General features: G+C 64.2%; 13 protein-coding genes. 3 read left to right on the forward strand and 10 right to left on the reverse strand.

Annotated elements, in window-relative coordinates; genetic code table 11:
• Positions 1-124 precede the first annotated feature (124 nt).
• Both ACVW1B_RS22640 and ACVW1B_RS22645 read right to left on the reverse strand, forming a co-directional pair.
• Complete coding sequence (locus ACVW1B_RS22640; protein WP_225159570.1) at positions 125-1336, reverse strand: CaiB/BaiF CoA transferase family protein; 1212 nt, start codon at positions 1334-1336, stop codon at positions 125-127.
• Positions 1337-1338: 2 nt separating this feature from the next.
• On the reverse strand, positions 1339-2106 hold the full coding sequence (locus ACVW1B_RS22645) for an enoyl-CoA hydratase/isomerase family protein (RefSeq protein ID WP_092083035.1): 768 nt from the start codon (positions 2104-2106) through the stop codon (positions 1339-1341).
• Positions 2107-2355: 249 nt separating this feature from the next.
• On the opposite strand from ACVW1B_RS22645, the gene ACVW1B_RS22650 reads away from it, so the two are divergent.
• On the forward strand, positions 2356-3432 hold the full coding sequence (locus ACVW1B_RS22650) for an AraC family transcriptional regulator (RefSeq protein WP_253607674.1): 1077 nt from the start codon (positions 2356-2358) through the stop codon (positions 3430-3432).
• Here ACVW1B_RS22650 and ACVW1B_RS22655 read toward each other — a convergent pair.
• The 4 genes from ACVW1B_RS22655 to ACVW1B_RS22670 are packed head-to-tail and all read right to left on the reverse strand — an operon-like array spanning position 3395 to position 6950.
• A complete protein-coding gene (locus ACVW1B_RS22655) occupies positions 3395-3547 on the reverse strand; it encodes a hypothetical protein (RefSeq protein ID WP_456780077.1) in 153 nt (50 codons plus the stop codon). The genes ACVW1B_RS22650 and ACVW1B_RS22655 overlap by 38 nt on opposite strands.
• Positions 3548-3562: 15 nt before the next feature.
• Complete coding sequence (fahA, locus tag ACVW1B_RS22660) at positions 3563-4918, reverse strand: fumarylacetoacetase (protein ID WP_253607673.1); 1356 nt, start codon at positions 4916-4918, stop codon at positions 3563-3565.
• A 23-nt stretch (positions 4919-4941) separates the two neighbouring features.
• Positions 4942-6636, reverse strand: coding sequence for a cation/acetate symporter ActP (gene actP / locus ACVW1B_RS22665; RefSeq protein WP_256558674.1), 1695 nt, complete (start codon positions 6634-6636; stop codon positions 4942-4944).
• A complete protein-coding gene (locus ACVW1B_RS22670; protein ID WP_083715219.1) occupies positions 6633-6950 on the reverse strand; it encodes a DUF485 domain-containing protein in 318 nt (105 codons plus the stop codon). Before ACVW1B_RS22670 ends, actP begins: the two co-directional genes overlap by 4 nt.
• A gap of 160 nt (positions 6951-7110) precedes the next feature.
• Between ACVW1B_RS22670 and ACVW1B_RS22675 the strand changes: the two genes are divergently transcribed.
• Both ACVW1B_RS22675 and ACVW1B_RS22680 read left to right on the forward strand, forming a co-directional pair.
• Positions 7111-7491, forward strand: a complete 381-nt coding sequence (locus ACVW1B_RS22675) for a hypothetical protein (protein ID WP_253607672.1) — start codon at positions 7111-7113, stop codon at positions 7489-7491.
• Positions 7492-7576: 85 nt separating this feature from the next.
• Complete coding sequence (locus ACVW1B_RS22680; RefSeq protein ID WP_253607671.1) at positions 7577-7774, forward strand: hypothetical protein; 198 nt, start codon at positions 7577-7579, stop codon at positions 7772-7774.
• Between the two features lie 1036 nt (positions 7775-8810).
• On the opposite strand, the gene ACVW1B_RS22685 is transcribed toward ACVW1B_RS22680, so the two are convergent.
• Genes ACVW1B_RS22685 through ACVW1B_RS22700 form a run of 4 tightly spaced genes read right to left on the reverse strand, consistent with a single transcriptional unit; the run spans position 8811 to position 13442 of the window.
• On the reverse strand, positions 8811-10037 hold the full coding sequence (locus ACVW1B_RS22685; RefSeq protein ID WP_456780075.1) for an allantoate amidohydrolase: 1227 nt from the start codon (positions 10035-10037) through the stop codon (positions 8811-8813).
• Positions 10034-10864, reverse strand: a complete 831-nt coding sequence (locus ACVW1B_RS22690; protein WP_253607669.1) for a type 1 glutamine amidotransferase — start codon at positions 10862-10864, stop codon at positions 10034-10036. The genes ACVW1B_RS22685 and ACVW1B_RS22690 overlap by 4 nt, the downstream gene beginning before the upstream one ends.
• Before the next feature lie 3 nt (positions 10865-10867).
• Complete coding sequence (locus tag ACVW1B_RS22695; RefSeq protein WP_168856093.1) at positions 10868-12040, reverse strand: iron-containing alcohol dehydrogenase; 1173 nt, start codon at positions 12038-12040, stop codon at positions 10868-10870.
• A gap of 16 nt (positions 12041-12056) precedes the next feature.
• Positions 12057-13442, reverse strand: a complete 1386-nt coding sequence (locus ACVW1B_RS22700; RefSeq protein WP_076834237.1) for an aldehyde dehydrogenase family protein — start codon at positions 13440-13442, stop codon at positions 12057-12059.
• Positions 13443-13464: the final 22 nt, after the last annotated feature.

Below are 13464 nucleotides of genomic sequence, written 5' to 3' on the forward strand. Positions count from 1 at the left end.
GCTCGCGTCGCGAAATGTCCGTCGCGGAAAGTGCCGAGAAGGTCGGAGCGGATCGCTCGATGTCGTCGGATTCCTCCTCCATCCAATTGAAGCGATCTTTTTGCCATGCCCGGACAAGCTCCGCCTATCGCCGGCTGAGCAGGATGTTGCGGTACTGCAGATCCTTGATCCTCTCGGGCGCAAAGTCGAGCTGGCCAAGGACGTCTTCATTGTGTTCGCCCTGATAGGCCGGCGTGCCGGGCGACGGCAGTTCCGAGCGGCTGAAGATCCAGGGATTGCCCGGCATTCGGACCAATCCGCCGGCCCGGTCATCGACCTCGACCACGGCATTCCACTCCTTGGCCCAATCGGTCTCCACGAACTCGTTGACGGTGCGCACGCGCCCAACCGCGAGCCCGGCTTCACTGACTTGCGCCTGCAACTGCTCGAGATTCTCGAACGTCGTAATCCAGGCGCGGATTTCGGCGAGCAACGGCGCGAGGTTCTGCCGGCGCAGGCTGGCGGTGGCGTAGCGGGCATCGGCCAGCAAATCGCTTCGCCGCATCATCGCGCAGTAGCGCGTGAACATCGGCGAATAGATCGGGCTGGCGGCGATCGTCAGGCGGGTGCCGTCGGACATCTCGAAGATGTGCGACTCATTAGCCGACAGCGCGATAGGCTCGCCGTCGGTGTCGATCCCCGACATCATCGCGCCGGCGCGCTCGTTGACCGACAGCATCGTCGCAGCCATCGACACGTCGACGTGCTGTCCCTCGCCGGTGCGGTTGCGATGCTGGAGCGCGGCGAGCACGGCGATCACGCCCTGCAGCCCGGTATAGACATCGGCATGGCTGCATGAATCGCCGCGTGGCTCCGACAATGCCGCACCGAAATGGTCCTGCACGATCGAGGTCAGGCCGGTCTCGGCCTGCACCGTAGGCGCAAAGGCCGGCCGGTTGCGCCAGGAGGTCGACTGCCCGTAGCCGCTCAGCGAGACATAGATGATGCCGGGGTTGAAGGCACGGACGTCGTCGTAGCTGAAGCCGAACCGCGCCAAGGTGCCGGGACGGAAATTCTCGACGATGACGTCGGCCCCCCTACACAGGCGGGTGACTATCTCGCGTCCCTCAACATAGTTCAGATCGATGCTGAGATTCCGCTTGCCGGCGTTCTGCTGCACGAAATAGAGACCCATACCACCGACGTAAGGCAGTCCGGCGCGGCCAATGTCGCCGGACGGCGGCTCGATCTTGGTGACCTCGGCGCCGAGGTCGCGCAGCGCCTTGGTGCAATGCGGACCGGCCAGCACGCGAGTGAAATCGACCACCCGCAATCCCTGAAGAGGCGCAGCCGACATCGTCAGTCTCCCTCGAAGACAGCTGTTGCCGGGCCCGACGCGAAGAAGGCGTCGGCGCCGCGCTGGCGGTCCCTGGCCTTCCAGATCATGTCGTTGATCTCGACCTGTCGCGCGTCGGCAGCGGCGACGCCGCCGCGCGCCTGCAGGTTCGCCTGCATCTTGATGCCCGCGATGACCTTGGTCGGGCCGGCGGCGAGCTGTCGGGCCATGGTCATCGATGAAGCGCCCAATTCGGCTTCCGGGACGACGAGGTTGATGATGCCCCAGCGTTCGAACGCCTCGGGAGTGTGACGGCGGCCGAGCATCGCGATCTCCTTGGCGCGCGCGATGCCGGCGCGTTGCGCGATGCGCTGCGTGCCGCCGAGCAGCGGCAGCAACCCGACCGCAACCTCGACCTGGCCGAGGAACGCGGTGTTCGCTGCGATAATCATGTCGCAGGTCAGCGCGAGCTCAAGCCCGCCGCCAAGCACGCCGCCATTGACGGCGGCAACCGTGGGAACCGGTACATCCTCGAGACTACGCCAGATTTTTTCGAGACCGGCCTGATCGGTGTGCAGCTTGGTGCCGATTCCCCAGGACGCCATCTCCGCGCCGGCGCAGAAGTGCCGCATCGAGCTACGCAGCAGGATAGCGCGGCAGCCGGCCGCAACCACCGCGTGGTAGGCGCCGACCACATCGTTGATGAGCTGGTCGTCGAGCAAATTGTGCGGCGGCTTCGCCAGCGTCACCACGCCAACCTTGCCGTCCATCTCGTGAAGTACTGTCGTCATCAGGTTCCCTCCGCTCGATGCAAAAGCCGGCCGGCAGCGCTTTCGACGCAGCGTCACGGCGGTCAGACGTCTCCTCGCTGCGGGCCTGCCCGGCGCAGATCCCGCTGTTCTGATGATTTGAATGTCGTCCGTCATAACAAACGTGACAACGTCAAGCTCTGCCAATTATGATGTCGAAGATTGCCAAACGGCCGGAAGAGCCGTTCGTCGGCCTGTCAATCTGTGCCAGCCGGACGTGGAGGAAGTGCCATGAAGCCGATCAAGATCGTGATGCCGATCTCGAGCGACCCCGATGCGCCGACGCAGAGCCTGCTCGGACTCGGCGCGCTGGCCGCCGAGCTGGCGGCGCAGGGCCTGTCGGTTCGGGAGCTGTTTGCACGGACCGGTCTCGATGCCTCCCAGCTCGAGGATCCCCACGCTCGCATCTCGCACCGCCAGCGGCTGGCGATCTACCGCAACGCGATGCGATTGGCGAAGCGCTCCGATATAGGGTTGCTCGCAGGCGCTCGGCAGCGCATCAGCGATTACGGCATTTACGGCTATGCGCTGGTGTCGAGCCGGACATTCGGCGAAGCGCTGATGTTCTCGCTCGATCACATCACCATGGCCGGGCCGGCGGTAAGGCAGATCAGCTTCCGGATCGAGCACGGGACGACCGCGATCCTTCGCAGCCATGGGCTCGACCCGCTCGGCGAGCTGCTGCCGTTCGCCGCGGAATTCTGGCGCAGCTCGATGACCGCGGTGTTCAGCCGCATCCTCGAGTCGCCGTTCCCGAGCAAGAGGATGATCTTTCCGTTTGCCGCACCCGTGCACTGGCGCAACTACGAGCGGATGTTCAACTGCCCGATCGACTTCGGCGCCGATCGCATGGAATGGCATTTCGATGCCAAGGTGCTCGATCTACCCTGCCCCAATGCAAACCCGATCACCGCGAAGATCTGCCAGCAGCTCTGTGACGTCGTCTTGACCGAGCATCCCGGCGAATCCGAGCTAGTAAGGCGGATCAGAGCCGCCTGCCTCAACAGCCCCAGCCGATTTGCGGGCGCGCCGGAGATCGCATCCAAGCTCGGGCTGTCGCTGCGAACGTTCCACCGCAGGCTGGCGGAGGACGGGCAGTCGTTCCAGTCGATCGTCGACGGGATGCGGCAGTCGATTGCGACGGAGTTGCTCGAGAACACCCATCTGGCAATCGATCAGGTCGCCGAGCGTGTCGGCTTTGCCGACGCTACCAGCTTCCGCAAGGCGTTCAAGAAGTGGACCAACCGCTCGCCGTCGGACTTCCGTCACCCTACAGCGCAGCGGCCAGCAGTGTCGCCAGACGCGTGATCAGCAGCAGCGCTAACCCGACCGCCAATGTCAGGAGCTGTCCGAAGCGGAAGTCGTCTGGATCGAGCGCCGCGTTCTGGAGCTGTGCGTAGGTTAGCAGCGATTGACACTCCATATCACCCTCCCGCCATCAGGCATGGTTGTTTCCGGCAATGACGGCGTCCGCCGGCCCGATCCTGCCGACGCATGAGCCGAAGCCGATGCTCGCAAAACCTTCTAGGCTGCAGCGGCCGCGGAAGGTGACTTCATCGCCATCCTCGAGGAAACTGCGGCGCTCGCCGCTCGGAAGCACGGCCGGCCGTGATCCGGCGGCGGTGAACTCGAGCATGCTCGAAAGCTGCGCCGGGCTAGGCCCCGAAATGGTGCCAGTGCCGATCAGGTCGCCCGGCAGCAGATTGCAGCCGTTGATGCTGTGATGCGCGATCATCTGCGCCGGGGTCCAATACAGGTATTTGGCATTGGATGTGAGAATCGCCGCGGCGGGCTGGTTCGCGGCGCGCATCTGCGCGGTCGAGAGCAGGACCTCGAGGTGGACATCGAGTCCGCCGTGCGATTGATCGGCCGCGTCGAACAGATAGTCGAGCGGACGCGGATCGCCGTCCGACCGCGCCAGCGCCGGGACACGGAACGGCGCCAGCGCATCCGACGTGACGACCCACGGTGACACCGAGGTAGCAAAACTCTTGCTGAGGAACGGTCCGAGCGGAAACATCTCCCAGCGCTGGATGTCGCGCGCCGACCAGTCGTTCAGCAGCGAATAGCCGACGATCTGCTGCGATGCTTCGGCGATCGGGACGGGATTGCCGAGCCGGTTGCCGGCAGCGAGGTAGAAGCCCATCTCGAGCTCGAAATCCAGCCGTTCGCACGGGCCAAAGCCCGGCGCTGCGCCCGCCACCGTGGGCGGGCGTTGCCCGAGTGGCCGTCGCACCATCCCGCGCCCCACTTGCACCGACGAGGCACGGCCGTGATAGGCGATGGGCACCCATTTGTAGTTCGCGGGAAGCGGATTTTCCGGCGTCAGCAGCGCGCCCGCCGCCCGCGCATGATAGATGCCGGCGTAGAAGTCCGTGTAGTTCGAGATGCGTGTGGGCAGATGCAGCGTCGCATCCGCGATCGACGTCAGCAATTCGGAGGCGCGGCGCCTGGTGTCATTGGCCGTGCTGCCCTGCCCCAGCAGATCGGCGGCGCGGCGGCGCAGCTCCCGCATCGCCATAGGTCCGAGCGCGAACAGCGCATTGAGCGTGCCTTGCTGGAGCGCCTGGCGGATCGGCGCCGCGAGGTGCTCATCGGAACCGAGCGCTCGCTTCAGGTCGAAGACGAAATCTCCGATCGCGGTGCCGATCCGCGGCTGCGTATCGGCCGCGGTGCTGAAGATGCCAAGCGGCAGATTCTGGATCGGGAAGTCGGTCGCGCCGCCGTTTGCCGTCTCGACAAAACTCCGCCGGGCCGGGTCGTGGGTCTCGTCGAGTTGAACTGCGTTGGTCATGCTGTTTTCCAGGTTCCTCGATGTCACGAGGCTGCGGCTGCGAGAGCCGGCCGCTCGCTGGCCAAAGCCGCTCCGATCTCGGATTGGATGAACTGCGCCGCAAACGCCTCGCGTTCGCGCGCAGCGCGCTCGCTGCGATCCGTTACCGAGAACAGCCAGACGAACAGGAAGGCGAGCGGCATCGAGACCAGAGCCGGATTGTCGTAGGGGAACAGCGCCGTCGGAAAGCCGAGGACGGCGACCCAGACCGTCTTGCTCAGCACGACCAGCACGACCGACGCGACGAGGCCCGCGAGACCGCCGGCGACGGCGCCGCGCGTCGTGGTGCCACGCCAGAACATCGCCATCGCCAGCACCGGAAAATTGCAGCTCGCGGCCACCGACAACGCAAGTCCGGCCATGAACGCCACGTTCTGGTTCTCGAAGGCGTAGGCCAGCAGAACCGCAACGACGCCGATGGCCACAGCCGAGACCTTCGAGACCAGCAGTTCGCGCGCTTCGGATGCCTTGCCGCCGGCCAGCACCTGGCCGTAGATGTCATGACTGACGGCGGAGGCGCCGGCGAGCGTCAGGCCGGCGACGACGGCAAGGATGGTCGCGAATGCCACCGCGGAGATGAATCCGAGCAGCAGCGGACCGCCCATCGCGTGGGCGAGATGGATCGACGCCATGTTCGGCCCGCCGACCAGATCGGCGATCTTGTTGAACTGCCCGGATGCCGCGACATTGAAATAGCTCGGATCCGTCATAAGGATCGCTGCGGCGGCAAAGCCCAGCACCGGAATGATCCAGCAGAAATACGCGACGCAGGCCGTCGCATAGAACACCGATTTGCGGGCCGCGGCGGCGTCCTTCACCGTGAAGAACCGCATAAGGATATGCGGCAGGCCGGCGGTGCCGAACACCAGCGCGAGGCCGAGCGAGATGGCGGACACCGGTTCGGCGAACAGTCCGCCGGGGACCAGAATAGCGGCTCCCTTGGGATGGACGTGGCTTGCGGCCTCCAGCAGCCGTCCGAGGCTGAACTCGAAATGCCACAGGGCAGCCAGCGCGAGCAGCGTTCCGCCGCACAGCAGCAGCACCGCCTTGGTGATCTGAACCCAAGTGGTCGCCTGCATGCCGCCCACGATCACATAAAGGATCATCAGCACGCCGACGCCGAGCACGGCGAAGATGTAGTTGATGCCGAAAAGCAGCTGGATCACCTTGCCCGCGCCGATCAGCTGCGCGATCAGGTAGAACAGCACAACGACGAGACTTCCGGTCGCGGCGACGAGCCGGACCGGCGTCCGCTGCAGGCGAAACGCGGCGGCATCCGCGAAGGTGTAGCTGCCCAGATTGCGCATGCGCTCCGACATCAGGAACAGCACTATCGGCCATCCCGTGAGAAAGCCGAGCGCGTAAATGAAGCCGTCGAAGCCATTGGCGTAGACCAGCGCGGATATGCCGAGAAATGCGGCCGCCGACAGGAAATCGCCAGCGGTCGCCAGACCGTTCTGCACCGGCGTGATCGCGTGTCCGGCGGTGTAGAAGCCCGCCTTCGATCCGGTGCTGCCGGCCGAGCGCCAGGTGATGACGAGCGTGACGGCGACGATAATCAGGAACATTCCGATCGCGATCCAGTCGGGCCCACGCGCCGCCGCGGCGGGCGCGCCCTGGGCCATCGCCGCGAATGGAAACACCACGCAAAGTGCGATCAGCAGCCATCTGGCGATCATCGGCCGAGCTCCCGATTGACTCTGCGCGCGAGTTCGTCGAAGCGCGTGTTCGAGCGCTGAACATAGAAGGCGGTGAAAGCGATGATCGCCGCAACCATGAGAAGGGCGAGCGCGAAGCCGAGCGGCATCGCGCTGCCGGCGAAACTCGCGCCGAGCGCGGCTTTCGCGGTCGAGATCAGCGCGATGAAGCCGAAGAACATGACTAGCGTCAGGATGGAGAGCCACCATCGCAACCTCGCGCGGCCTGAGACGAGCTCTCTGAACGCGCTATCGGCAAGGATTTTTCGCGTGCGCTCGGGCGACAGTTGTGGCATCCGATTCCTCCCTCAGAGACATTTTCCGACCGTCGCGTCCTTCCGCGTGCGTTGCGCCGCAGGGATTCGGGGCTCAGGGCGTCTCTGTTCCGAGGCTCCGAGCATTAGAATCCGGACCACATCCGGCAAGGTGATATCCTGCCAAACTCCGGGTGATTTCATGCCATGCTGGGTGCGCCGCGATTGTCGCGCCATCGCCTGTCTCGACATCCCGGGACGATGCACAAGCCGGAGAGTCGTAATTCGCCTGTCAGCCGACCTACGGGCCGTCGTCGATGCCTGGGCGGCAAAGCAGGACGATACTCCGGGCCGCTCTGAGGACGTCCGCCGGCTCATCGAGTTCGAGCTAACTGTATCGCCCACGGCGCTGCGCGCTGAACGGCACAGCCCCAGGGAGCGCGCCCGCGAATTGGCAGGCGACGCAATCCACAAGGTGACCGACAGTACAGCCAGCCAAGACGATCAGGCCAGCCGCAAGCGCAAGCTGATCAAAGGGCCGGAGGAGTTTCACAAGGTGCGCCGCGACAGAAATCTAAAATGATCACACCCTCAAGATCATTGCCCCATAATAGGATCGAAAGCTTGCTTCGCGCGTTGAATTAATCAGCCCAAATGGGAGGTCAACAATGATTAAAGAGCGAGACCGACGGGCGCCGACGGCTGCGGAACGCGAAGCAAACAAGGCATTCAAAACTGTCAGGCCGAAGGATGCTATGACGGATTACGCCAAAGCGCAAAAAGCGGTCCATGATAATCGAGAGCGCCTAAAGGCCGAACGGCTGGCGCGGGAGGCAGAAGCGGCCAACCGCACAAAAGTAGACTAAGCGTCCCATGTGGATGATCACGGAGGACCAAAGTTTGTGAGGGTGAAATGGCCCTGCACTTCCGCCGAGTCGATACTGAACTGGAGATATGGATCGCAAGCAGCGACGACTATTCATTCGTCATCAGCAACGAGAGCCGGAGTGGACCTGGATTGCATGGAGAGCCGGGCTTTGTTGCATCATATCGCCCTGACTTTCTGAATATGCCAGCGGCTCACGTATCCGGGTCTCCCTTCAGTTCGTTCGCTGAAGCCGAGCGGGCCTGCAATGCGTTCCTAGGGCGCCTCATCATTAAGGGATGACTACCGTTATCCGCCCGCCGCGGCTATGGCTTCTTCTGCGGCATCGCCGCGGCCGGCCGTTGCAGTCTACGCCGGCGAAGCCAAAGAGCAGACCATCGCCGAATTCCTGCTCAACATCATCCCGAAATAATCCTTCGTGCCCGAAGCGTTTATCGGCTCGTTCAAAAGAAAGGCTTGCAGAGCAAATCGAAGTTTATCGATTGCGATACTGGTTCCGTAACTGGGCTCAATGCGCACGAGGTCCGTCATATGGGTCCAAGCCGACCTCGGCGGTCCGCTTCGCCTTGGTCGGCTTTCCTCCCGAAGGCGGACATTGCAACCTTCTGCAAAGTTCGGCTTTGGGCCGATTTCGTTGCAGAAGTCGAAAGTTGCAGGCCTCAAGATTTTTCGCGAAAACACTGAGCAGCGAGCGATCGATGACCTCAATCGCGTTACCGAAGTCGCCTGTGAATTTTGCGTGAGGCCGTAAGGTCCCTCACATCTTGTACGCGAAAGCCGCGCCCACGGCCCGCAGAATTTTGGTCATCGGCGAAAATCGACTTTTGCAACACAATCGGCCAGAAGCGGAAATCAGCTAACGGTCTACTTTGATATGCGGCAGACGAGCTTCGAACGCGATCGTCGCTCATACGGTCTGGTTGCAGATTCGAGTCCCGCCGGACCCACCAGCAAATCAATTACTTGTCGGGTGGTGTCCCTTCATCGCCCATTTAGGATCATCCACCCGAAATGCCTCACGCCTTCGCGGTAACCATTCTCCACAGCACCTCGGTCAGCACCGCGTAGCCCTTGTCGAGGGCCGCGGGCGCCGTGAACTCGCGCGGATTGTGGCTGAGCCCGCCCTGGCTCGGGACGAAGATCAGCGAGGACGGAACAGATTTCTGGATCGCCAGCGCGTCGTGGCCAGTGATGGTCTTGAACGTCATGGCCTTGAAACCGAGATCCGCGGCGGCAGAAAGAACCAGTGTCACGCCGCCGGGATCAAGCACGGTCCCCGCTCGCCTCTCGTCGGCAGCGATCGAGATACCAACGCCGATCTCGCCCGACTCACGCGCGATTCGCTTCAGAAAGCGATCGCTGATCGCCGAGACCACGGCTTCGGCCTCATGCCGGATCTCGAACCAGACCCGAACACGGCCCGCCACGACATTCGGCGAGTTGGGATAAACGCTGATGCGCCCCGCGGAGGCATGGGCGCCCGCAGTCTCCCTCGCGACCTCCTGGTACAGCGCCTCGATCGCCCGGGCCGCTGCGCGCAGGGCGTCGCGGCGGAACGCCATCGGCATCGGTCCGGTGTGCGAGTAGTCGCCTTCGAACATCACCGATATCTTGCGCGTCATCCACGCGCCGGACACTGCGGCAATGTCGCCAGCCGCCTGCTCCAGGCGATCGCCCTGCTCCACATGCAACTCGACATAGCGCACCGGATTGTGTTCGAGCGGCGTCGTCCCGCAATAGCCGATCGCGGCCAGCGCCTCGCCCAGGGTGACGCCCTCTGCGTCGCTGCACGCATATGCATCCTTCAGGCTCAGGGCGCCGGCGAAAACCGAGCTGCCGGTCAGGCTGGGCTGGAAGCGGGCACCCTCCTCATTGGTCCAGTTCACGACGGCGAGGTTGCGTCGCGCGGCGCCGGGATTGGCACGGCAACGCTCCCTGACGGCCTCGACCGCGAGGATCCCGGCGAGCACGCCGAAGACCCCATCATATCGCCCTCCCGTCGGCTGGGAATCGAGGTGCGAGCCGGTCATGACGACGTCCGTAGACGCCGGTGCCAGCATCGCCACGCCAAACAGATTGCCGATCGCATCGATCCTCGGAACAAGGCCGCGATCGGCGATCTCGTGCAAGAAGAGGTCCCTCGCCTCCTTGTCGCGCGCCGTTCCAGCCAGCCGACACACGCCACCGTCGTCGGTCGCACCGATCCTGGCAAAGCGCGCGATGAGGTCATGCAATGCGGTCATGTCTGCTCCAGCGATGCGATCCAGTTCCTCAGCTCGGTCTGCCGGCAATCATGGCTCAGAATGTCGCGGTGAAGTGCCAGTTTCCAGGCGAGATCGCCACGCCGTTCGTCCGCCTCGAGCGCCGAGAGGTCGCCGGCATAACGCGCGAGCGCGTCCAGATCGGCAAAGAAACCCTCGTCAACCAGGAGCTGTCCGTAGCGCCGGATGACGGCGACGACGTCGTGCAGGCGATATTCGGGATGATACTGCACGCCCCAGAATAGCCCGCGACCGAAACGGATCTCCGCCGCCTGAACCTCGCACATGGTATTCCAGGCGGTGACGGTTGCGGACTGCGGAAGGCGGGTGACAATATCGCTGTGGATGGCCGGCGCGTCGAACACCGCCGCACGGCCAGCATGCATGGGATGAGCGCGGCCGTCAGCCGTCAGCATGATCCTTCGCGCGAACCCGACCTCGCGCCCCGCCGGGTTGAGACCGACCTCGCCGCCCGCTGCGACCGTGGCGAGCTGCAAGCCCCAGCACGAGCCGAACATTGGCACTCCGCGAACGAAGATCTCGCGCACGAGGTCGATCTGCCGCAGCGCTTCGACCTCTCGCTGGTAGATATTGAGGGCCGACCCCGTGATCGCGATGCCGTGGTAAGCTTCGAGCGGTTGCGGCAGCGCGAAGCTCGCATCCGCCGGTGTCGCGATGTCGACGACGACGCGAGGTGCAAGCGACCGCAGGACCGCCGCATAGCTCTCCGCAGGCATTGCGCCCGCCGTCTCGGCGATCCGTCGCCGGCCGGCCAGCGTGTTGCCCTCGAGAACGAGCAGCCTCAGCACGGCTCAGCTTCCAAGATCGCCTCGAATGGCGGCCAGCGTCAGCTGCTTGAACTCCGGCTCGGTCAACGGCCGCGGATTGGCACCCGCAGTCGGATCCTTGACGGCATCGGCCGCGATCGTTCCGGCGTCGGTCTCCTTCACCCCGAGCTCGGCGAGCGTATGCGGCACGCCGAGCTTCTTGCGGAAGGCCAGCAGCCAGGACAGCACGGCATCGAAGTCTTGGCTCGGCAGGTTGAGCGCGCGGGCAATGTGCGGAATCTTGTCGGCGATCGCAGCCTTGTTGCAGACCAGGACATAAGGGAAGACCACACCATTGGTCAGCCCGTGATGGGTATCGTATCGGGCGCCGACCGGATGGGATATCGAGTGGATCGCGCCCAACCCCTTCTGGAACGCGGTGGCTCCCATCGAGGCCGCGGCGAACATGTAGGCGCGCGCTTCGAGGTCGCGACCGTTCTCGACCGCGCGCGGCAGATAGTTATCGACGATCTTCATCCCCTCCAGTGCGATGCCGTCGGCAAGCGGGTGAAATGCCTTGACGCAGTAGGCCTCGAAGCAGTGCGACAGCGCATCCATGCCGGTTGCCATGGTGAGAAACGGCGAGAGACCGACCGCGAGCTCGGGATCCTCGATTGCGATCCTGGGCATCATCATGGGATGGAAGATGATCTTCTTCTCATGGGTATCCTCACGAGTGATCACACCGGCGCGGCCGACCTCGGACCCCGTGCCTGCCGTCGTCGGCACCGCAATGATCGGCGCGATGCCCTTGGTGTTGGCGCGCGTCCACCAATCGCCGACGTCCTCGAAATCCCAGACCGGGCGCGACTGCGCCACCATGAACGCCACGCATTTGCCGACGTCCAGCGCCGAACCTCCGCCCACCGCAATCACGCCGTCATGACCGCCGGCCTTGAAGGCTTCGACGCCGGCCGTCAGGTTGGTTTCGGTCGGATTGGTCTTCACGTCGGAAAACACGGCGAGCGGAATGCCCGCCTCGCGCACACGGTCGACGATGCTGGCGATGAGATCGGTCTTGGCAAGCCCGTGATCGGTGACCAGCAATGGCCTGGTGAGGCCGTTGGTCTGGCACGCCTCGGGAAGCTCGGCAATGCGGCCCGCGCCGGTGACGACGCGCGTCGGAAAATTCCAGGCGCCGGTGATCTGAACGTCCATGTGCTGCTCTCAATGCTCAATGCTCGATGCGAAGGTGGAATGATCTTGGGCGGGTCAGCGCCTCGAAGCCGAGGCGCGACATGCCGACACCACGTCCGGTGTCCTTGAGGCCGGTCCACGCCAGGGCGGGATCGACATAATCGCAGCGGTTCATGAATACGGTGCCCGTTGCGATGCCGTCACCGATACGTTCGGCTGCGGCGGCGTCCTCGGTCCAGACCGATGCAGTCAGGCCATAGGGGCTGTCGTTCATTAGGCCAACCGCCTCCTGATCGGAGGAGACCTTCATGAGACCGACCGCAGGCCCGAAGCTCTCCTCCATCATCACCTGCATGGAGTGATCGACGCCGACCAGGACCTGAGGCATCAGATAGGCCGTACCGATCTTGTCCGCCGGGAACCGGGCCGGATCGATCAGAGGCTGCGCGCCTTTTGCGACGGCCTCGCCGATGTGGGCGCGGACGGTATCGGCAAAGCGTGTCGCCGCCATCGGGCCGAGCGTCGTGTCCTGCGACAGCGGGTTGCCGAGCCGGTAGCGCGCGGTCAGGCCGGCAAAGGCGTCTACAAAGGAGTCATAGATCCGCTCATGCACGTAAATCCGCTCGATGCCGCAGCAGCATTGGCCGGAGTTGTAGAAGGCGCCGTCCACGAGCTGCTCGACCGCGAAATCGAAATCGGCATCCGGCCGCACATAGGCCGGATCCTTGCCGCCGAGCTCTAGCCCGAGGCTGATGAATGTCCCGGCCGCCGCTCGCTCGACGGCCCGGCCGCCGGCGACCGAACCGGTGAAGTTCACATGGTCGACCGAGCGCGATGAGATCAGCTCACTGGTCATGACATGGTCGAGCGTGAGCGTCCTGAACACCCCCTTGGGCAGGCCGACCCGGTCCAGTGCCGCCTGGAAGCGCTCACCGACCAGCAGGGTCTGCGCGGCATGCTTCAGGATCACGGCGTTGCCGGCCAGCAGCGCCGGCACGATGGTGTTGGCCGCGGTGAGATAGGGATAGTTCCAGGGCGCGATCACCAGCACGATGCCGGCAGGAACGCGCTTGATCATGCGGCGGAAGCCGGGCTGCCCGGTCGGCACGATCGGCGCCAGCGCTTCATCGCTGAGCTCGACCAGCACGCGGACCCGCTCCTCCAGGCTGCGCAGTTCGCCGCCATAGCGCACCGGCCGGCCCATCTGCATCGCGAGCTCCGGAACGACCTCGTCGTTCTGCGCCCGCATCTCGTGCAGGAAGGCGAGCATCATGGCCTTGCGCTCGGCGAGCGATATGCTCGACCATTCCTGCTGCGCTTTCCGTGCTTGCGCGAGAGCCGCGGCGACCTCGGCACCCGTTGCGACGGGCCGCCGGGCAACCTCGCTGCCGTCGACCGGCGAAATGCAGACGATATCGTTCACGTGATGTCACTCGTTTTGGAAG

The organism is Bradyrhizobium sp. USDA 4502 (assembly GCF_054063355.1).

Bases quoted from the DNA above. Each gene is read 5' to 3' on its own strand.
- ACVW1B_RS22645 (WP_092083035.1), bottom strand. From the start codon at position 2,106: ATGACGACAGTACTTCACGAGATGGACGGCAAGGTTGGCGTGGTGACG.
- ACVW1B_RS22670 (WP_083715219.1), bottom strand. From the start codon at position 6,950: ATGCCACAACTGTCGCCCGAGCGCACGCGAAAAATCCTTGCCGATAGC.
- ACVW1B_RS22695 (WP_168856093.1), bottom strand. From the start codon at position 12,040: ATGGACGTTCAGATCACCGGCGCCTGGAATTTTCCGACGCGCGTCGTC.
- actP (WP_256558674.1), bottom strand. From the start codon at position 6,636: ATGATCGCCAGATGGCTGCTGATCGCACTTTGCGTGGTGTTTCCATTC.
- ACVW1B_RS22655 (WP_456780077.1), bottom strand. From the start codon at position 3,547: ATGGAGTGTCAATCGCTGCTAACCTACGCACAGCTCCAGAACGCGGCG.
- ACVW1B_RS22680 (WP_253607671.1), top strand. From the start codon at position 7,577: ATGATTAAAGAGCGAGACCGACGGGCGCCGACGGCTGCGGAACGCGAA.
- ACVW1B_RS22685 (WP_456780075.1), bottom strand. From the start codon at position 10,037: ATGACCGCATTGCATGACCTCATCGCGCGCTTTGCCAGGATCGGTGCG.
- ACVW1B_RS22640 (WP_225159570.1), bottom strand. From the start codon at position 1,336: ATGTCGGCTGCGCCTCTTCAGGGATTGCGGGTGGTCGATTTCACTCGC.
- fahA (WP_253607673.1), bottom strand. From the start codon at position 4,918: ATGACCAACGCAGTTCAACTCGACGAGACCCACGACCCGGCCCGGCGG.
- ACVW1B_RS22650 (WP_253607674.1), top strand. From the start codon at position 2,356: ATGAAGCCGATCAAGATCGTGATGCCGATCTCGAGCGACCCCGATGCG.
- ACVW1B_RS22675 (WP_253607672.1), top strand. From the start codon at position 7,111: ATGCCATGCTGGGTGCGCCGCGATTGTCGCGCCATCGCCTGTCTCGAC.